Annotated in this window: 19 protein-coding genes; 8 read left to right on the top strand and 11 right to left on the bottom strand. The window is 71.7% G+C overall.

Annotated elements, in window-relative coordinates; genetic code table 11:
* Window positions 1-88: 88 nt before the first annotated feature.
* From CJZ98_RS18470 to CJZ98_RS14955, 5 genes are all read right to left on the bottom strand, one after another.
* On the bottom strand, window positions 89-241 hold the full coding sequence (locus CJZ98_RS18470) for a hypothetical protein (RefSeq protein WP_157911019.1): 153 nt from the start codon (window positions 239-241) through the stop codon (window positions 89-91).
* A gap of 68 nt (window positions 242-309) precedes the next feature.
* Window positions 310-615, bottom strand: a complete 306-nt coding sequence (locus tag CJZ98_RS14970) for a hypothetical protein (protein ID WP_094591925.1) — start codon at window positions 613-615, stop codon at window positions 310-312.
* Window positions 616-697: 82 nt separating this feature from the next.
* A complete protein-coding gene (gene gap / locus CJZ98_RS14965) occupies window positions 698-1,699 on the bottom strand; it encodes a type I glyceraldehyde-3-phosphate dehydrogenase (protein ID WP_094591924.1) in 1,002 nt (333 codons plus the stop codon).
* A 73-nt stretch (window positions 1,700-1,772) separates the two neighbouring features.
* Window positions 1,773-2,213 (bottom strand): CopD family protein, encoded by a 441-nt coding sequence (locus tag CJZ98_RS14960; RefSeq protein ID WP_094591923.1) that lies wholly within the window; start codon window positions 2,211-2,213, stop codon window positions 1,773-1,775.
* 8 nt (window positions 2,214-2,221) lie between these two features.
* Window positions 2,222-2,581, bottom strand: a complete 360-nt coding sequence (locus CJZ98_RS14955; protein WP_198537856.1) for a hypothetical protein — start codon at window positions 2,579-2,581, stop codon at window positions 2,222-2,224.
* Window positions 2,582-2,677: 96 nt separating this feature from the next.
* Here CJZ98_RS14955 and CJZ98_RS14950 point away from each other — a divergent pair, with 96 nt between their 5' ends.
* Window positions 2,678-2,974: a hypothetical protein gene (locus CJZ98_RS14950; RefSeq protein ID WP_094591921.1), complete on the top strand. Its 297-nt coding sequence runs from the start codon at window positions 2,678-2,680 to the stop codon at window positions 2,972-2,974.
* Window positions 2,975-3,010: 36 nt separating this feature from the next.
* Here CJZ98_RS14950 and CJZ98_RS14945 read toward each other — a convergent pair whose 3' ends face one another.
* Together CJZ98_RS14945 and CJZ98_RS14940 are read right to left on the bottom strand one after the other, a co-directional pair.
* Entirely contained in the window at window positions 3,011-3,640 is a 630-nt protein-coding gene (locus tag CJZ98_RS14945) for a hypothetical protein (RefSeq protein ID WP_094591920.1), read from the bottom strand.
* Window positions 3,641-3,792: 152 nt separating this feature from the next.
* Window positions 3,793-5,652, bottom strand: coding sequence for a GGDEF domain-containing protein (locus CJZ98_RS14940; protein WP_094591919.1), 1,860 nt, complete (start codon window positions 5,650-5,652; stop codon window positions 3,793-3,795).
* 272 nt (window positions 5,653-5,924) lie between these two features.
* Between CJZ98_RS14940 and CJZ98_RS14935 the strand changes: the two genes are divergently transcribed.
* From CJZ98_RS14935 to CJZ98_RS14925, 3 genes are read left to right on the top strand one after another with little or no spacing between them, the layout of a single operon-like run.
* Window positions 5,925-7,136 carry an iron-containing alcohol dehydrogenase gene (locus tag CJZ98_RS14935; protein WP_094591918.1) on the top strand — a complete coding sequence of 404 codons (1,212 nt, stop codon included), beginning with the start codon at window positions 5,925-5,927 and terminating at the stop codon, window positions 7,134-7,136.
* 5 nt (window positions 7,137-7,141) lie between these two features.
* Window positions 7,142-8,041 carry an alpha/beta fold hydrolase gene (locus tag CJZ98_RS14930; protein ID WP_232756511.1) on the top strand — a complete coding sequence of 300 codons (900 nt, stop codon included), beginning with the start codon at window positions 7,142-7,144 and terminating at the stop codon, window positions 8,039-8,041.
* Window positions 8,034-8,717: an LmeA family phospholipid-binding protein gene (locus CJZ98_RS14925; RefSeq protein ID WP_232756510.1), complete on the top strand. Its 684-nt coding sequence runs from the start codon at window positions 8,034-8,036 to the stop codon at window positions 8,715-8,717. Before CJZ98_RS14930 ends, CJZ98_RS14925 begins: the two co-directional genes overlap by 8 nt.
* Before the next feature lie 11 nt (window positions 8,718-8,728).
* On the opposite strand, the gene CJZ98_RS14920 is transcribed toward CJZ98_RS14925, so the two are convergent.
* From CJZ98_RS14920 to CJZ98_RS14910, 3 genes are all read right to left on the bottom strand, one after another.
* Entirely contained in the window at window positions 8,729-9,637 is a 909-nt protein-coding gene (locus tag CJZ98_RS14920) for a phosphatidate cytidylyltransferase (protein ID WP_094591917.1), read from the bottom strand.
* Between the two features lie 75 nt (window positions 9,638-9,712).
* The gene (gene cbiT / locus CJZ98_RS14915; protein WP_094591927.1) at window positions 9,713-10,336 is read right to left on the bottom strand and encodes a precorrin-6Y C5,15-methyltransferase subunit CbiT; all 624 of its coding nucleotides are present in this window, start codon (window positions 10,334-10,336) and stop codon (window positions 9,713-9,715) included.
* Window positions 10,337-10,347: 11 nt separating this feature from the next.
* Entirely contained in the window at window positions 10,348-11,811 is a 1,464-nt protein-coding gene (locus CJZ98_RS14910) for an Orn/Lys/Arg family decarboxylase (protein WP_198537854.1), read from the bottom strand.
* 108 nt (window positions 11,812-11,919) lie between these two features.
* Here CJZ98_RS14910 and CJZ98_RS14905 point away from each other — a divergent pair, with 108 nt between their 5' ends.
* The 4 genes from CJZ98_RS14905 (at window position 11,920) to CJZ98_RS14890 (ending at window position 18,772) form a co-directional block, all read left to right on the top strand.
* Window positions 11,920-13,590, top strand: a complete 1,671-nt coding sequence (locus CJZ98_RS14905) for an ABC1 kinase family protein (RefSeq protein ID WP_094591916.1) — start codon at window positions 11,920-11,922, stop codon at window positions 13,588-13,590.
* A gap of 28 nt (window positions 13,591-13,618) precedes the next feature.
* Window positions 13,619-14,086, top strand: coding sequence for a hypothetical protein (locus CJZ98_RS14900; protein ID WP_094591915.1), 468 nt, complete (start codon window positions 13,619-13,621; stop codon window positions 14,084-14,086).
* A 145-nt stretch (window positions 14,087-14,231) separates the two neighbouring features.
* Window positions 14,232-17,828 (top strand): hypothetical protein, encoded by a 3,597-nt coding sequence (locus tag CJZ98_RS14895; protein WP_198537852.1) that lies wholly within the window; start codon window positions 14,232-14,234, stop codon window positions 17,826-17,828.
* On the top strand, window positions 17,825-18,772 hold the full coding sequence (locus CJZ98_RS14890) for a M48 family metallopeptidase (RefSeq protein ID WP_094591913.1): 948 nt from the start codon (window positions 17,825-17,827) through the stop codon (window positions 18,770-18,772). The genes CJZ98_RS14895 and CJZ98_RS14890 overlap by 4 nt, the downstream gene beginning before the upstream one ends.
* Here the strand turns inward: CJZ98_RS14890 and CJZ98_RS14885 are convergent.
* On the bottom strand, window positions 18,757-18,994 hold a 238-nt coding region (locus CJZ98_RS14885), incomplete at its 5' end, for a sigma factor-like helix-turn-helix DNA-binding protein (protein WP_108723312.1). The genes CJZ98_RS14890 and CJZ98_RS14885 overlap by 16 nt on opposite strands.

Below are 18,994 nucleotides of genomic sequence, written 5' to 3'. Positions count from 1 at the left end.
GGCGATTTCGGGCACAGGGAGGAGGCGATACCACCGACCAAACCCCATGCTGGCAGCTCAGGCCAGAGCACCTGTGACACACTTTGAATCAGCCCTGGTTGCCCGGCTGGTAGAGGGCAAAGGCCACCCGGTGGATGCTGGGTACCAGGCGCTGCAGCCGGGTATGGAGGAGGGCCAGGCGCTGCGCCAGGGAGAGCCGCTCATCGAGGGCCTGATAGGCCTGAGCCGTGAACAGGGCCATGGCACCTGGGGACGGAGGCGGGGGCGGGGGAAACAGCCCGATGGGCCGCCCACCCGTCTGCAAACGGTTTAGCGCTGGTCGGGATCCTCGTCTTCCAGGGCCGTTTCCAGGGTGGTGAGCAGCAACACCAGGGCGGCGCGCCGGTCGAGCTCCGCACCGGTGACCCGCTCCAGCCACTGGGAGCTCAGGGCCTCGATCTGGTTGAACAGGGTGTTGCCACTGCGCAGCAGCTCCATCACCCGGTCAACGCTGCTCTCGTCGGCCTCGGGGATCGGACCCACCACGTAGCGGCGACCGTCATCGCCCACATAGGTGAGGTTGCCATCGGCATCGAACACCGGACTGGCATGGGGCGTGATCGGTTGGTCATCCATGGCCCGCCCCCCGCCGGGATGCTCAGGTCGTTGGCTACGTCATCGATAGCCACGCCCGGCCGACCTTGCCAACGGTGGCAGCTCAGCCGACCGTGGCCATGTGGCGGATCAGGTCGATGCACTTGCAGCTGTAGCCCCACTCGTTGTCGTACCAGGCCACCAGCTTCACGAAGGTGTCGGTGAGGGCGATGCCGGCATTGGCATCGAATACGGAGGTGCAGCTCTCGCCGAGGAAATCGGTGCTCACCACCTCGTCTTCGGTGTAGCCCAGGATTCCGGCCAGGGGCCCCTCGGAGGCGGCCTTGACGGCGGCCTTGATCTCGGCATAGCTGGCGGGGCGGGCCAGGTTCACGGTCAGGTCCACCACCGACACGTCAGGGGTGGGCACGCGGAAGGCCATGCCGGTGAGCCTGCCATTGAGCTCGGGGATCACCCGGCCCACGGCCTTGGCGGCACCGGTGGAGCTGGGGATGATGTTCTGGGCCGCGCCACGGCCGCCACGCCAGTCCTTCACCGAGGGGCCATCCACGGTTTTCTGGGTGGCGGTGGTGGCATGCACCGTGGTCATCAGGCCATTGACGATGCCGAAGTTGTCGTGGATGACCTTGGCGAGCGGGGCCAGGCAGTTGGTGGTGCAGCTCGCGTTGGAGACGATCGGCTGACCGGCGTAGGTGGTGTGGTTCACCCCCATGACGAAGATGGGGGTGTCGTCCTTGGAGGGGGCCGACATCACCACGCGCTTGGCGCCGGCATTGATGTGGGCTTGGGCGGCCTCCTCGGTGAGGAAGAAGCCGGTGCTCTCCAGCACGTAGTCGGCCCCGACGGCACCCCAGTTGAGGTTGTTCGGATCGCGCTCGGCGGTGATGCGGATCGCCTGGCCATTCACCACCAGCTGGCCGTTCTCCACCCGCACATCGCCCTGGAAGCGGCCATGGGTCGAGTCGTAGCGAAGCATGTAGCTCAGGTACTCCACATCGATCAGGTCGTTGATGGCCACGACCTCCACATCGCCCAGGGAGATGGCACGGCGGAAGGCCAGACGGCCGATGCGGCCAAAACCATTGATGCCGATGCGGATGGTCATCGCTTCGCTCCTGGGCGGCGGATGGGAGGGGTGGGGCCACCCTACGGTCCGCCCCGCAGCGCTTCCCGGCCGCTCAGCCGCCCAGGCGAATCGCCACACCCACCGCCACGAAGGCCACCGCCAGGGCCGTGATCGCCGCGATATGCCAGGCCAGTCCTCCGAGATTGTGGTCGTCGAGGCGGGGGATCAGCCGCAGCCGGGCATCGAGGGCCAGCACCAGGGTGGCGAGCAGCAGCCCCAGCTTGAGGGCCAGCAGCCGCGCCAGCGGATCGGCGAGCTGCAGCACCGCTCCCAGGCCGGGGCGGTAGATCCAGGCCAGGGCCAGGCCCGTAGCCACCTGCAGGGCCAGGGCCGTGAGCCCCAGCGGCTCGAAGCGCTCCTCAAAACTGCGAATCGCCGCGGCGCTTCCCTGGCGCAGGGCCCCGGGCAGCACCCCCAACGCCAGCACCAGGTGCCCGCCCGTCCAGACCGTGGCGGCCAGCCCGTGAATCGTGAGCAGCAGGGCGAAGCTCATCCCGTCGCTCAGGCCGGCAGGGCACCGTCGCGGTCGGAGCGGAACACCAGATCCAGCTGGGGCATGGCGCTGGCGGCCAGATCAAGCATGCGCTCAAACACGGCGCGGGTCTGGGGGGCGCCCTGACCCATGGCCTCACGGCTCATCAGCACCAGCTCCAGCACCGGCCCATCCAGCTTGGCCTGCACGTCGGCGAAGAGCTGCAGGCGCTGGGTTTCGCCGCCACCGCGCAGCAGGGCGCTGAGGTGGGCGGGGGTGCGATGGTCGACCTCCGCCTCCAGACCCTCCAGCACCGGCTGCAGCTGATCAAGCAACTCCACCGAGGTCACGGGGGCTTGCGGCTTGAGCATCAGCAGGAAGCGGGCCATGGGAGACAGCAGATAGGGCATCTTCGCGGATCGCCCCCTCCCGGGGGCATGCCGGCGCCGCAAGCCGCAGCATGGACGAAGACCTTGCCTCCCACCGTGCCGCTCCATTCCCCAAACCTGAAGCGGCCGCTGGGGCGGCTGGGCGCCCCGGTCCTGGGGCTTGGGCTGCTGCTGGCTCCCGGTGCCGCCCGGGCCGGTCTGCAGGACCTGCTGATCCGCCAGTTCTGCCTGGCGGCGATCCACGACGAGGTGGAGCACACCGGCAAGCCGGCGCCGCCCGAGCTGGCGACCAGCACCTGCGACTGCGTGGTGGAACAGATCAATGGCGGCACGGACCTGGAGACCGCCAAGAAAGTCTGCCGCGCCCGGGCACGGCAGCGCTTCGGACTCTGAAGGGGCCTTGACTACAGCCCTGCGAGGGATCCGCCGTCAGCCCTCTTTGTCGCCGGCGGAGAACTGATCGCTGAGCAGGCGCCGCTGGTATTCGGCCGCCAGGGCACTGAGATGGGCCCGGGCCGGGGCGTTGAGGCTGGCGTCGATCTGGTCGAAGGCGCGCCCGTCGGGCACGGGCATGCCCAGCACCAGTGCCAGGGCGTCGAACAGCCGCACCTGATCGTTCTGCCAGGCCTGGTAGTCACCGGCGAGCTCCACCAGATCGTCCTCGGCGATGCGGCCGGCCTGCACCTCGCTGCGCACGTTCTGCACCTGGGCCAGCCTTGCCGAGGTGACGACCGCATGGGCGGCCCCCAGGGCAGCCAGGGCATCGGTGGCCTCGCGCTTGAGCACGGCCAGATCGCGGCTGAGCACGGCCCGCTCCACCGAGAGGGGCGGGCGCACGCCCGGGCGCTTGGCCAGCGGCGCGGCGCGACGGCGCGCCAGCCGGGGCGATGGAGGCGGCTCAGGACCACCGTCGGGAGACGGGGGCGGCGAGGCTGGACCGGAGGCCGCGGGCAGAGCGGCAGCCCCAGAGGCCGCGGGGGTGGTCGGCGGCGGCTGCAGGGCCGCCCCCCAGCGCATCAACAGGCCCCCGACCCTGGAACGCCATCCACGCCGTGCCATGCATCCCCACCAGGTTCAGGGATCCAATCTGGCGCCAACCCGCGCCGATGGCAGCAGCGGGGATCGGGATGGCCAAAGGCGGACATCCGCATCGAGCCAGGGACCTTGCCGGCGGCCCCACAACCGCGGCGATCCTGGGCCCCGGCTGGTCCTCACTGGTGCACCACGCGATCACGGCCGCTGCGCTTGGCCAGGTAGAGCGCGCGATCCACCCGCTCCAGCAGGCTCTCGCAGCTGTCGCTATCGGGGCGGAAATCACTCACCCCAACGCTGATGGTGACGCGCAGGGGCCCCTCGGGAGCGGGGGTTTCAGCCTGGCTCACCAGCTGGCGGTGCTGCTCGGCCAGCAACAGGGCGTCCATCTCGCTGCAATCGGGCAGCAGGATCACGAACTCCTCACCGCCGATGCGGAAGAAGGCGTCGGTCGCCCGCAGCCGGGTGCGCACACTGTCGGCCACGCTGCGCAGCACCAGATCGCCGATGGGATGGCCGTGGCTGTCGTTGATGGCCTTGAAGTTGTCGATATCGAAACAGAGCAGCGACAGGGGTGCCCCGCTGCGGCGGGCCCGCCGCAGCGCATCCTCCAGTTGAGCGTCGAGAGCGCGACGGTTCAGGCAGTTGGTCAGGGAGTCGGTGAGGCTGAGGGTGGCCAGTTCGTCGCGGGAGGCCGCCAGGGCCTGGTTGGCCTGCCTTAGCTCGCCGGTGAGCAGGTTCACCCGGGCGATGCGGGCGTTGATCTGATCGACGAGTGCCCGCAGTTCCCCCACCGCCGACAGGCTGAGGGTGGGGATCAGGTGACTGGTCCAGTCCGACTCCGCGGGGCCGGGGCCGGTCGCCTGCAGCGGCTCCAGGATCTTGCGGAATTCCGACACCACCAGCCGACCCACCGCCTCGCTCACCAGCGCCCCGATCACCAGCACCGCGGTGAACAGGCTGAGCATCAGGGTCGACTGGTTCTGGACCCGGGTCACGTTGGCCTTGGTCGGCTCGAGCACCTGCACCTCGATCGAGGCCTGGCCGGGGGGCGCGGGGCGGCCGGCGGCGTCAAAGTCACCGCTGTAGGTCCAGTAGCCGTTCACCCACTTCCTGAGCAGGGGCCGGGCGTCGCGGGGAATCAGGATGCCCAGCTGGGGAGGGTGCATGTAGCTACGACCGCCATCGCGGTAGTCGCGGTCGATGCGGGCAAACAGGGCCGGATCGGAGCTGAGCACCTGGCCACTGGCATCCCGACGCCGGAACGCCACATCGCCCAACTGCAGAGGCCCGTTCTGGCCCGGCCCCAGATCAGACAGCGGGGTGTGCGCCACGGCGGAGGCAGCCGTGCCGAGCACATCGAGAACGCCGTTCTGGGTGGCGATCTGCAGCTGCTTGCTGGCAATCATCGTGAGCCCCAAGGTGGGCAGGGTGATAGCCAAGAGCACCAAAGCGACGATCACGCCCCGCAGGGTCACCAGTTGTTCAGAGCGCTGGCTGAGGGTGAGCCGCAGCACCAGGAAGGCGATGAAGGCCAGCGACGTATTGATCAGGCCGTTGAGGACCTGTTTCACCGCCACCACCTGCATGTTGGCCTGGTCGATGTGCAAGATCCCGCCATAGAAGAGCAGCACCAGCGGCACACCGATCAGGGCCCAGTACGCGATGTCCCAGAGGATGATCTGGCCGTTGGAGTCGTTGCTGCGGGGACCGTTCCAGCGGTTGATCGCCAGGGAGAGCCAGAGCAATTCGCCCGAGAAGATCACGATCGCCCAGGGATGCCCCCAGAGCTGCCAGGTGTAGAGGCTGGCCGCAGCTCCGATGGCCAGACCCGTCCAGCCGCGCCAGAGCAGCAAAGCCAGCACAGCGGCCGTGGAGCCGAGCAGCAGGTGGATACCAAAGAACAGCGGCAGCAGCCAGACGTTGCCCAGGACGGCCAGGGCCGTGAGCGCGACCACGGCCAGGCGGCGGCGGTGCCGAAGGCGCCCTGGGCCGGTGGTACCGGGCTGGAGTTCAGGGGGGCTGCCTGCCTCAGCCATGGGCGCGGTCTGCGCTGGCGGGTGGCACAGGGCTAATGGAAGAGCTGGCCTGGGTCCCTCGTGGGGCCGGCGTGATGGCGGCGAGGACGGGAGCCGCCAGGGGAGGGGCCAGCTCAGCACAGAGGTGTCTCATCGCACGGAGAACCCACATCTGCGGTTGGCTCATTATGCCGAGGTTGCCTGGTCCCCAGCACCCCGGCCGCCAGCGGGCTCCCTAGCCCGCACGCTGGCGGCCTGGCGACTTTTACATTGAAGAGTCGTTGCGAGCCCCCATGAGCGCCAGCGCCAGTCGGCCCGCCTCCGCCAGGGTCAGCCCCGCCCTGGGCGGCACAGCCACCCCCCAGCCGGCTACCGCCAGGGCTGACGACCCCGGCCACCAGAGCCACGCGATTGCCCCCGCCACCGTCCTGCGGGGTCCGGCGGCCTGGCGCGAGGCCATCCCCGCCATCACAGCCCTGAGCCGGAGACCGCTGGTGCTGGGCCGCAGCGCAAGCACCGCCGAGCTGCGCCACCAACGCATGGCGGACCTGACGGGCGCCGGCCTGCGCTGCGAGAGCGCGGAGCTGCGCCACGACTGCTGCGAGCAGGATCTGGCCCGGGTCGCCGCCCAGGCCACGGCCGCGGCATGCGATGCCGTGATCGCCATCGGCGGCGGCAAGGTGCTCGATGCCGGCAAGCTGCTGGCCCACCGCCTGGGGCTGGCCTGCGTCACGGTGCCCACAAGCGCCGCCACCTGCGCGGGCTGGACGGCCCTGGCCAACCTCTATTCCCCAGCCGGCGCCTTCGAGGGCGATGTGGCCCTGGCCCGCTGCCCCGACCTGCTGGTGTTCGACCACGCCCTGGTGCGCCAGGCGCCGGCGCGCACCCTGGCCAGCGGCATCGCCGATGCCATGGCCAAGTGGTACGAGGCGTCGGTGAGCAGTGGCGCCAGCAGCGACGGACTGGTGCAGCAGGCCGTGCAGCAGGCCCGGGTACTGCGGGATCAGCTGCTGCTGGAGGCCAGCGCCGCCCTGGCCGACCCCCACGGCGACGCCTGGATCCGGGTGGCGGAGGCCTCGGCCCTCACCGCCGGCCTGATCGGCGGCCTCGGCGGTGCCCGCTGCCGCACGGTGGCGGCCCATGCCGTCCACAACGGCCTCACCCAGCTGGAGGCCTGCCATGGAGCGCTGCACGGCGAGAAGGTGGGCTACGGGATCCTGGTGCAGCTGCGGCTCGAGGAGGTGCTGGGCGGCAACCGCCTCGCGGCCCAGGCCCGCCGCCAGCTGCTGGGCTTCTTCCGGGAACTGGGTCTGCCGGTGGACCTGGCAGCCCTTGGCCTGGGCGGCGCCAGCCTGGAGCAGCTGCAACAGGTCTGCACCTTCGCCTGCCGCGAGGGCTCCGACCTGCACCATCTGCCCTTTCCGGTGTCGAGCACCGACCTGCTGGCCGCGCTGGTGAGCACCACGGCATCCAGCAACGGCGCCGCTGGCGCGGGGCAGGGCTGAGCCGCTTGGACTCCTCCCTGCCTTCGCCCCAGCAGCAGCAGCTCGATCGGGCCGCCGCCAGCCTGCTCGATCCCCTGGGCCGCCAGCTGGCCGCCGCCGTGGAGTGGTGGTCGCTGCCGGGGCTGCCCCTGCAGTGGCCCGTGGCGGTGCTCGGCCAGGGGCGGCCGCTGCTGCTGCTGCATGGCTTCGACAGTTCCTTCCTGGAATTCCGGCGCCTGGCCCCTTTGCTGGCGTGCGACCACCAGCTGGTGATCCCCGACCTGTTCGGCTTCGGCTTCTGCCCCCGCCCCACCGCCACGGCCTACGGGCCCGAGGCGGTGCTGGGGCATCTGGAGGCGGTGCTGGGGGTGCTGGAGAGCCGCTGGCCAGGCCCGGTGGCGGTGGTCGGTGCCTCCATGGGCGGCTCGGTGGCCGTGGAACTGGCCCGACGGTGCTCCGACCGGATCGATCGGCTGCTGCTGCTGGCTCCCGCAGGGCTCACGGGCCGGGCCCGCCCCCTGCCACCCCCGCTGGCGGGCCTGGGGGCCCGCTTCCTGGGCCTGCCGGGGATCCGGGGGGGCCTCTGCCGCAGCGCCTTCGCCGATCCCGACCGGGACGTGGGCCCGGCGGAACTGGAAATCGCCTCGCTACACCTGGCCTGCCCCAACTGGGCTGGCGCCCTGGCGGCCTTCGCCAGCAGCGGCGGCTTCGCCGGCTGCGGCGCCCCCCTGCCGCCCCAGCCGCTCCAGGTGCTCTGGGGCGCGAACGACCGCATCCTCAGGCCGGCCCAGAAGCGGGCTGCCCTGGCTCTGTTAGGAGAGCGGGTCAGAGAGCTGGAGCACTGCGGCCACCTGCCCCACATCGATCGACCTGCCGAGGTGGCGCGCACCTGGCGGACCCTCCCTGAGCGAGCACCCCATGGCTGACGACGGCAACGCCCCCGACCCCAGCACACCCCCAGACGCTCCAACCGGCACCACACCCGGCTCCGGACCGCTGATGTCGCTGCTGGCCAGCGGCCTGGAGCTCTGGATCCGTCAGCAGTGCGAGGCGGTGGAGAGCCTGGAGCTGCAGCTGCACGGCACGGCGCTGCAGCTGCTGCGCGGCCGGCTGGAAGGGGTGACCCTGCTGGCCCGGCGGGTGGTGTTCAACGCCCTGGAAATCGAGCTGATGGAACTGCGCAGCGAAGCGATCCAGGTGCAGGTGGGCAACCTGCTCAAGGGCAGGGCGCTGCAGCTCGACCATCCCTTCCTCGTCCGCGGCCAGGCCGCCTTCACCGGGGAGGGCCTGAGCCGTTCCCTGGCCGCACCCCAGTGGCGCTGCCTGGGCGACCAGCTGGCCGAGGCCCTGCTGGGCCTCTCGCCCCTGCAGGACCTGCGCATCGTGCGCGACAGCCTGGTGCTGGCGGCCGAGGCCAGCGTGGACCACCAGCGCGTGGAACTGGAGACCCGGCCCCAGGCGGTTGAAGGGGAGCTGGAGATCCAGGCACTGCAGAGCGACAACCGCTACCGCCTGCCGGGTGATCCCAACATCCGCATCGAGGTGGCCAATCTGGAGGGGGGCATGCTGCAGCTGCACGGGGAGGCACGGGTCTCGCCCTGACGGGGCCGAACTCAGCGGATCAGCGGCAGGAGCAACGTCACCACATAGAAAAAGGCCGCCGGGGTGAACAGGTAGCTGTCGATCCGATCGAGGATGCCGCCGTGGCCGGGGATCACGTCGCCGGAATCCTTCACGCCGGCACCTCGCTTCATCATCGACTCGGTGAGATCGCCCACCAGGGCGAACACCGCCACCACCCCGCCAAGCAGGCCACCCACGGCCCAGCCCCAGTGCCAGCCGAGCAGCTCGCCCCAGAAGGCGCCCAGCAACGCGGCACAGCCCAGCCCGCCGATGGCACCCTCCACCGTCTTGCCGGGGGAGATCGGCGAGAGGGGATGGCGGCCCAGGCGCCGGCCGATCACATAGGAGCCGATGTCAGTGGCGACGATCAGCAGGCATGCCATCAACATCAGCACCATCCCCGAGCTGACCGGCGGCCAGCCGGGCGGCCAGCCCGCCAGCCGCGGTGCCAGGGCCAGGTCGGTGAGATCCCGCAGGCGGATCCAGTGGCTGGGCAGAAAGCCCAGATAGAAGAAGCCGAAAATCGAGGCGGAGATGTCGGCGATGCTGCCGGTGACGGGCTGCAACAGCAGCCAGCCACAGATCGCCGCCCCGGAGAGCGGCAGCATGGCGGCCGCCAGGTCGGCGGCAAAGCCCACCCCCGCATCGCCGCCGTTGGCCCACTGGGTCGTGATCAGCAGCAGCTGGCTGAGCACCAGGGTGGTCTTCACGGCCGGGCGGATGTCGCTGCGGCGGGCCATGCGGAAGTACTCCTGCAGGCCGAGGTGCACGATCACCCCCATCGCCACCGTGAACCACCAGCCCCCCAGGCCCACCACCAGCAAGCCGAAGCCGCCGGCGGCATAGCCGCTCAGCAGGCGCTGGGGGGAGGTGCGGGTGCGGGGGGCGACGGGGGCCAAGGGGCGGCGGGGGGCGGAGTCAGGGGAGAGCGGCTTCGGGGCTCCGGTTCCGGGAACCGGGTCGGACAGGCGGGCTCAGGCTGAGCCGGGCCGCTCGGCGGCGATCAGGAACAGGGGTTCGGCCGCCGCCAGTCGGGCCTGGCTACCGCGGCGCTGCATGCGATGCACCGTGGCCTGCACCACCTGCAGATCCTGGGCGTCCAGCTGAGAGAGGGTATCGGTGGCATCCACCAGCCCCTCCAGGCTGGCGGTGCTGATCACCAGGCGGCCACCGGGCTGCAGGGCCCGCCAGACCCGCACCAGCACGTCACGCAGGGGCCGGCCCACCTCCAGCAGCACCCGGTCTGGACGGGGCGGCAGCTGATCCAGGCCCTGGGGCGCGGCGCCGGCATGGATGTGCAGGTTGGTGATGCCGAAGCGGCGGCGGTTGCGCTCCAGCAGCTCGATCGCATCGGGATCGCGCTCCAGGGTGTGCACCGAGCCGGCGGGCATCAGCCGGGCGATCTCCAGGGCGAGGGCGCCGGTGCCGCCGCCCACGTCCCAGACGAGCGAATCGGGCCGGGGGCGCAGGTGGGCCAGCAGCATCACCCGCAGCTCCATCGGGGTGGGGCTGAAGCCGGGGGCGTCGTCGAACACCGCATCGGGCAGGCCCGGCGTGACGAAATCCCACTGGAAGGGGCCGTCGCTTGCCGCCCGCATCGCCCCGCCCATCAGGCCACAACCGGTACCGTATCAGCGATTTGCCTGGGCCACAGGCCCACCTGCTCCCGCAGCCAGGCGGCCCGCGCCGCATCGATGCGCTCGCCGGGTATCAGGAGCGGGATTCCTGGGGGGTAGGGGCAGAGCGGCCGGGCGGCGATGCGCCCCTCCAGGTCCGCCAGGGGCGCCGCCTGGGCGGGGGCCCGCCAGGCCTGGCCCAGGGCCAGCTCCGGCTCCGCCACCAGCGGCAGGGGCGGCGGTGTGAAGGGGGGCAGCGGCGCTCCGCCCAGCTCGCGGCGCAGGGCAAGCAGCGCCCTCGGCAGGCGCCGCTCGAGGTCCGGCGGCGGGTTCAGCCCCAGGCAGAAGGTTAGGCAGCCTGGCTCCGGCAGCTCGGCGATCACGCCCCGCTCCAGCAGCCAGGCGTCGGCCTCCAGACCATTGATGCCCAGGACCGCCGTGCGCAGGGCGAGCCGCAATGGATCCTGGGTCGGCAGCAGCGGCAGGCCGGCGGCCTCCAGCCTGCCCCGCAGCCGATGGGCCCGGGCCAGGGCCGCCTTGAGCTGGCGGCGGCCCCCGGGACCATGCAGGTGGGTCAGGCTGGCCTCCGCGGAGGCCAGCAGCAGCGCGCTCGGACTGGACGTCTGCAGCCAGAGCAGGGCCCGCTCCAGCCGCCTGGGATCGGGAGCAGCGGGCCGGCCAGGCCCCCCCGATCCCAGCAGCAGCACGGCGCTCTGGGCCAGGCCGCCGGCGGCCTTCTGCAGCGACTGCACCACCAGATCGGCGCCGCAGGCCAGGGCCGAAGGGGGCAACCCGGGCGCCAGGCCGCCATGGGCGCCGTGGGCCTCGTCCACCAGCACCGGCAGGTCGCGGCGGTGGATGGTGGCGACCAGCCCCGCCAGATCCCCCGCCAGCCCCTGGTAGCTGGGGGACACGAGCACCACCGCCGCCAGGGGTCCCCCGGCCAGGGCCGCCGCCAGCACCCGCTCCAGGTGGCCGGGGCTGGGGGGCAGCCACAGGCCGCTGGCCGGATCAAAGGGGAGGTCGAACAGCACCGGCCGCAGCTGGCCCAGCAGGCAGCCGTGCAGCAGCGAGCGGTGCAGATTGCGGGGCAGCAGCACCCGCTGGCCCGGATCAGCCAGGCCCAGCAGGGCCGCCTGCAGCAGGCCGCTGGCTCCGTTCACCCCGAACCAGCAGCGCTCGGCACCCAGCAGTGCCGCCGCCGACGCCTGGGCATCGGCCACGGCTCCGTCAGGCTCCAGGGGCCCGCCCAGCTCCGGCAGCTCGGGCAGGTCCCAGCTGCCTGGCGACCGCCGCAGCAGGGCCGCGAGCGGCGGCGCCAGGGCCCGGCCCCGGCCATGGGCCGGCAGGTGCAGGTCCAAGGGGGGCCGCCGCCGGGGCCCGCGCCAGGGGCCAGGCCAGGCCAGGCGCCAGCGGCCCGCCCCATCCTCGGCCCGCAGCAGCTCCATCAGGCCCATGGGGGTCGGGGCGGTCTTCCTAGAGTCTGGGCTCCGCTCGCCCCGCCGCGCTTGGCCCCGACGCCCACCGCCACTGCGCCCGTCCGTCGAGGCCCCAGCAGCGGGCCGGTGCCCGGCCGGACCGGCGAGCCCGCCCCTCCCCGCTACGACCCGGCTGCTGATCTGCGCTGGTTGCTGGCCCGCCCCTGGATCTTCGTGGGCCGGCTGGTGGCGGTGCTCTGGCAGCTGAGCAGCCTGGCGCTGGTGCTGCTGGTGCAGGGCAACAGCAGCGATGCCAAGGTGCACCAGCGCCTGGGCCGGCGCATCCTCAACACCCTCACCAACCTGGGGCCCTGCTTCATCAAGGTGGGCCAGGCCCTCTCCACCCGCCCCGACCTGGTGCGGCGCGACTGGCTGGAGGAGCTCACCAAGCTTCAGGACGACCTGCCCCCCTTCCCCCACGCGATCGCCCTGCAGACGATCGAGGAGGAGCTGGGGGCACCCGCCAGCCAGCTGTTCGAGGAGTTCCCCGACTACCCGGTGGCGGCGGCCAGCCTCGGCCAGGTGTACCGGGCCCGACCCGTGGGCGGCGGCTGGGTGGCGGTGAAGGTGCAGCGGCCGGATCTGGCCTTCCAGCTGCGCCGCGACCTGGTGCTGATCCGGCTGCTGGGGATACTCAGCGCCCCGCTGCTGCCGCTCAACCTGGGCTTCGGCCTCGGCGAGATCATCGATGAATTCGGCCGCAGCCTGTTCGAGGAGATCGACTACCGCCGCGAGGCCGACAACGCCGAGCGCTTCGCCCGCCTGTTCGCCGACAACCCCGCCGTTGTCGTGCCGCGGGTGGACCGGCTGCTCTCGGCCCGCCGGGTGCTCAGCACCACCTGGATCCACGGCACCAAGCTGCAGGAGCGCCAGGCCCTGGAGGCCCAGCACCTCGATCCGGCGGCCCTGATCCGCACCGGTGTGATCGCCGGCCTGCAGCAGCTGCTGGAATTTGGCTATTTCCACGCCGATCCCCACCCCGGCAACCTGTTCGCCCTGCCGGGCAAGACCGGAGCCCTGGGCCATGTGGCCTACGTGGACTTCGGAATGATGGATTCGATCAGCGACAGCGACCGCCTCACCCTCACCGGTGCGGTGGTGCACCTGATCAACCGCGACTTCGTCGCCCTGGCCCAGGACTTCGTGGAGCTGGGCTTCCTCAACCCCAGCACCGACCTGGCCCCGATCATCCCCGCCCTGGAGCAGGTGCTCGGCGGCGCCCTGGGCGACAACGTGGGCTCCTTCAACTTCAAGGCAATCACCGATCGCTTCTCGGAACTGATGTATGGCTACCCGTTCCGGGTGCCGGCCCGCTTCGCCCTGATCATCCGGGCAGTGGTGAGTCAGGAGGGCCTGGCGCTGCGGCTCGATCCCAGCTTCCGGATCATCCGTGTGGCCTATCCCTATGTTGCCCGGCGCCTGCTGGCGGGGGACACCGCCGAGATGCGGGAGAAACTGCTGGAGGTGATCTTCGATGGCACGGGCCGGCTGCGGATCGAGCGGCTCGAAAACCTGCTGGCGGTGGTGGAGAACGACGAGGCCGGCGCCGACCTGCTGCCCGTGGCCGGCGCCGGCCTGCGGCTGCTGCTGGGCAAGGAGGGCAGCAGCCTGCGTCAGCGGCTGCTGCTCAGCCTGGTTCAGGACGACCGACTCGACACCGCCGACCTGCGCAGCCTGGCAGGCCTGCTGCGGCGCACCTTCTCGCCCAGCAAGCTGGCGGGCGGGGTGCTGGCACGGCTCAACCCGCTGGCGGCCTAGGGTCGGCGCCAGCTCCCGCCTGTGCCCTGTGCCGATTGCCCCGATCAACCTGAGCGAAGCGGCCACGGACCTCGCTAGCGGGGACTACGGCGATCTGGACGCCCAGGAGATCCTGCTGGAATTCGCCCCCTACCTCCAGCCCCCCTACGTGCTGGCGGGGATCGGCCTGGCGATGGGCATCCTCTGCGGCCTCACCTTCGCCAAGCTGGTGGAGAACAGGCTGGAGGGCTGGAAGCAGGACCGGCTGGCACTGCTGCCCCTGGGCAGCTTCGAGACCAACCTGCCCTACAGCGGCATCATCATCGGCATCACCCTGTTCATCGGCGGCAGCCTGCAGGTGTTCGGCTTCGCCTCCGGTGCGGCGCTGCTTGTGGCGCTGCTGCTGTCCCTGGGGACAGCCGGCGCCCTGTGGGTGCAGCTGGAGCGGCTGATGACCCAGGTGGAGAACGGCAGCTTCAAGGCCGTGGACTTCGACAACTTCGACCAGTTCTTCTGATCGAAGCCGAGCCCAAGTTCCAAGGCCTGAGCACAGGGCTGGAATCGTCAGGGCCGAACAACAAAGCATCACAGCAGCGGTCCGGCCCATGGCCAAGGCCTGACTAGGCCGCTAGGCAACGGGGAGTGGGGCCTTGGGCCTGCCCATGGCCGACGTGCTGGTGTTCCTGGTCCTCGTGGCGATGGCGGGCCTGCTGCTGGTGCTCGCCCTGGCCGCCGTCGCCGTGCTGCTGGGGGGCAGGGGGCGCTTGCGGCAGCGGCTCGAGCGGCTCGAGGCCCAGGTGGGCCGGCTCGATGTGCGGCTGGCGGAGCTGGTGCTGCAGTTGCAGTCGCTGGATGAGCGGCTCGATGGGCTGCAGCGGCTGCCCTCCCACGGGGCCGACGCGATCGCCGCAGAGCAGCCTGCGGAGAACCTGCCCAAGCCCCCCGAACCTGCGCCGGCAAACCCTCCAGCCCCGGAACCCCAGCCCCCGGAGGCTCAGAACACGCAGCAACCCTCCCAGGCGGAGCAACCCCTCCCTCCCCGGGGCCTGCGGCCTCCGGGTGCGACGCCAGCCGGCACCCCGGCACCACCCCGACCGCCAGCACCCACCAAAGCGCCCCAGCCGGTAGCGGCTCAGGCAAGAGCGACTCCACCGGGAACGGCCCCACCCCAGGCCAACCGGCCACAGCCCAGGCCCCGCAGCCGCCAGCTGTGGCAGCGCATGGAGCGGCTGGTGAGTGAGAACTGGACCGGGATCCTGGGAGTGGTGGTGGTGGTGGCCGGCGTCACCTTTGCAGCCATCAACGTGGCCCTGCGCCTGGATGCCTTCCAGCGCTTCCTGCTGACGCTGCTGGCGGCGGCGGCCCTGAGCCTGCCCTCACCGCTGATCGGCCGGCGGGAGCCCTGGCGCAACCTCAGCGACTGGATGCGCAGCGGCGGCGCGGCCCTGGCCCTGTTTGCCTGCACGGCCGCCGGCGGCCTGCCCCAGCTGGGGCTGCAGTGGATCCACAGCCCCGGCCCAGCCCTGGCCCTGGTGAGCCTGGGGGTGGCTCTCAACCTGGCCCTGGCGGGCATCGCCCGCACCGAGGCGATCGCGTCGCTGCACGTGGTGGTGAACCTGGTGCCGCTGCTGATCGTGCCCCAGACGGGACTCACCCTGGCGATCGCCAGTGCCGTGGCCCTGGTGGGCTACGGGCTGCCGCTGCGGCGGCGCTGGAACCGCCACCTGCTGCTGGTGACCTGGGCCTACGCGGCCTACCACGCCTCCTGGTTCGTTCGCTGCCAAGAACTGCTGGAGGACGGTGGGCAGCTGCGCACCGGCGCGGCGCTGGCGGCGGTGCTGGTGTTCGGCGGCGGAGCGGTGCTGCAGCACCGCGTCCGGGCGCTGCAACCCCGGCTGGAGGCCCTGCCCCTGGCCCTGCAGCTGAGCAACTGGGGCGCCCTGGGCCTGGCGCTGCTGGTGTACCCCCAGCAGGCGGCGGCGCGGGCCACCGCCCTGGCCCTCGCCGCCGCCGCCGCGCTGGTGCTGGGCCTGCGGGCGCGCCGGAACGGCCAGGGCTGGCTGCACCTCAGCGATGTGCTGGTGGCCCAGGCCCTGGCGCTTGCGGCATTGCTGAGCCTGCAGCCGCTGATCGCCAACACTCCGCTGCTGCTGGGCACCCTGCAGCTGGAGTGCCTGCTGTTCCTCGGCCTGGGGGTGCTGGAGGGGGAGGCGACGATCCGCCGCATCGGCTGGTGGCTGACGTTGCTGACGGGATCAGCGCTGGCCCTGGTGGGGCTGGTGGAGGCCGTTCAGGAGCTGGGGTCAGCGGTCCAGTTGCAGAACAGTGCGGTTCTGCTCGGCGCCGCAGGCCTGGGCAGCGCCAGCCAGTGGCTGCTGCGGCGCCGGGGCGTGGCCCTGCCCCTGCCGCCACTGCTGGGCTGGGTGATCGCGACCCAGGTATGGGTGGGTACCTGCCTGACGGCACCCGAAGCCTGGCGGCCCGGCCTGACCCTGGTGGCGATGGGAGGCCTGCTACTGGTAGCCCGCAGACACCAGCTGCCCGGACTGCTGGCAGGCCTGGCGACCGCCGTGGGGCTCGCCCACCTGCAGGGCTGGTTCTGGATCCTGGAGCACCAGCCCTGGCAGGCGGCCGGACTGCTGCATCACCTGCTGCCGCTGCTGGTCCTGGCGCTGCTGCTGCTCTGGAACCGCCAGGACCCCTGGCCCCGCCGCTGTGGCTGGGTGCTGGTGCAGGGCAGTGGGGCGGTGCTGATCCTGGGCAGCGCAGTCCAGGCCCTGCAGGCGGTGGAGGGTGATCGCCTGGGGGTTCACGTGGCCGTGCTGCTGGCCGGCGCCGGCTTCGCCGCCCTCCTGCAGGTGCTGCTGGAGCGCCGGGCCATGCCCCAGCCCTGGCCGCCGCTTCTGGGCTGGATGGCGGCGGGTCTGGCCACCAGCGGCGCGATGCTCGTGCCGCAGCAGAACTGGCGGGACCCGGTGGCGCTGCTGGCCCTTGGCGCCCTGCTGGGCCTGGCCCGCTGGCTGCGGCCGGCGGGGCTGCTGGCGGGCAGCGCCACTGCGGTGCTGCTGCTGCACGGCTGGCGCTGGCTGAACCTGCTGCTGGGCCACCCCTGGGCTGCGGAACCGCTGCTGGCCCGGCTGCTGCCCCTGGTGGGCCTGGCCCTGGCGCTGATCTGGGCGGCCCGCAGCAGCAGCCTGCGCCGGCTGGGCATCGACCTGCTCGGCCTCAACGCCGGCCTGGGCGCCTTCCTGCTGTTCGATCCCCTCTCGCCGCTGATTCCAGGTGTGGCCTGGCTGGTGCTGGCCCTGATCGCCCTGGAGGGCGCCAACCGCCTGCCCCGCGCCGAAGCCCTGCACGCCCTGGGGCTCGGCCTGGGGTATCTCACCGCTTTCAGCGGCTCCTACCTGCTGGTGATCAGCCAGAGCCCGGCCTACATCAGCCTGGGTCCCCTGAGCCTGCGGGGGCGGCTGCTGATCGAGCTGTTCGCGATCGCGGTGATCCTCTACTGGTGGTTCTTCCACGCCGGCAGCCGCCTGGCCCAGCTGCGGCTGTGGCGGAGCGTGCAGCCCTGCCTGCTGGAGGCGGCGCTGCTGGGGGTGGGCCTCACGATCCTGGGCGAGATCACAGTCCTGTGGCGGCCGGTGGCCTGGTCGCTGCTGGCGCTGGTACTGCTGAGCACGCCGCTGCGACGCCTGTTCGCCCAACGGCTACAGGTGTACTCGGTTCTCTTCTACTGGCTGTCGGTGGCGACGCTGGTGGCCATGCTCAGCACCCTGGAGTCGCCGTCGGCCCAGTGGTACGGCCAGCCCCAGCAGATCGGCCTGGTGGCGATCGGCCTGCAGCTGGCCTACATCGTGGCCTCCCACCACCGGCTCGACCTCGAACAGCTGCGCCAGCCCGGCGGCCTGGCGCCCCTCGCCTGGATCGGCCAGCGAGTCGCCAACCGGCGCAACCGCTGGCTCTACTACCCGATGTTTGCCGCGGTGGCCTACTACCTCGCCCTCCGCTACGACCGCTCCTTGCTGACCCTGCTCTGGGCAGCCGAAGCCTTCATCATCTACGTGCTGAGCGCGGTACTACGCGAAGGGCAGTTCCGCGTGGTGGCACTGCTTGGGCTCGGGGGCTGCCTGCTGCGGCTGCTGGCAATCGACATGGCCCAGGCCGACCTCGGGCTGCGGGGGCTGGTGTTCATCGGCGTGGGCCTGCTGATGCTGGCCATGAACGCCATCTACAACCGCTACCGGAGCCGCTTCGAGTGAGCGCCGATCCCCGTGGCCCAGGGCGACTGCGGCTGGCCCTACTGGCGCTGCTGCTGGCGGGCGGCGCCGTCCTGGTCGCTCTGCTGGCCCGCAGCCGGCCAGGCAGCCCGCTGGAGGCGTCGCTGGCGACCCCGTTCCAGCTGCTGGGCACACCGGTGCACCTGGTGGATCGGCTCGCCAGCCGGGCGATCCCGGTGGGCAGCCTCCAGGAGCGGCAGCTGGGGGACACCTTCCGGCAGCGCTACGAAGCCCAGCTCAAGCCGGGCGACCCGAACCAGACCTACCTCGATGGGCTGATGCCCCAGTTGCGGCCCCACGCCCGCCGGCCGTTCCCCTATCGGGCCTTCCTGGTCGGCCGCTGCGGCAGCCCCAACGCCTGGGCCCTGCCCGGGGGCGTGATCCTGGTGAGCCAGGAGCTGCTGGAACAGCTGGGTTCGGAGGCGGAGCTGGTGGCGGTGCTGGCCCACGAGCTGGGCCACATCGAGCTGGGCCACAGCTTCGATGCGGTGCGCTTCCAGCTGCTGGCCCGTCGCGGCGGCAGCGAACGGCTCGGCCAGCTCGCCGATGGGGCGGCCCGGTTGCTGCTGCAGCAGAGCTACAGCAAGGCGGCGGAGCACGAGGCCGACGACTACGCCCATGCCCTGCTGCTGAACAGTCGCTACGACCCGGGGGCCCTGGGCCGCGCCTTTGCCGCCCTCAACCGGCCCCATGGCGGCTGGGATAGGGCCGAGCGCCCCGTCGATCCCCTGCGGGACCTCCTGCGCTCCCATCCCCCCGGCGCCCTGCGCCAGGCCGACTACGCCCAGCGGGCCGCCGCGTGGTGGCGACAACACCCCAGCGAGAGGCGCTACGTGGGGACCGCCAACCTCAAGCAGCGCCAGCCGCTGCCACAGCTCGACCTGGCCAAGGAGTGGGTGGGCGGAGCCGCTCAGGCGGCCAGGTAGCCCACCAGATCCATCGACAGGCGCCGCACCTCATCGATGGCCTTGCGCTCCAGGCTGCGGGTGCGATCGCGGCTCATGCCCAGCTCCCGGGCGATCGAGCTGAGGCTCATCGGCTCATCGGCCTCGATGCCGTAGCGCATCTTCAGCACCCGCCCCTGCAGGTCCGGCAGACGCTCCAGCAGCGCCCGCATGTCGCCCCGCAGGCACTCCCCATCCACCAGC

Origin of the sequence: Vulcanococcus limneticus LL (genome assembly GCF_002252705.1) — a bacterium.
GTDB lineage: Bacteria > Cyanobacteriota > Cyanobacteriia > PCC-6307 > Cyanobiaceae > Vulcanococcus > Vulcanococcus limneticus.
This window is presented reverse-complemented; position numbering and strand designations above follow the sequence as displayed.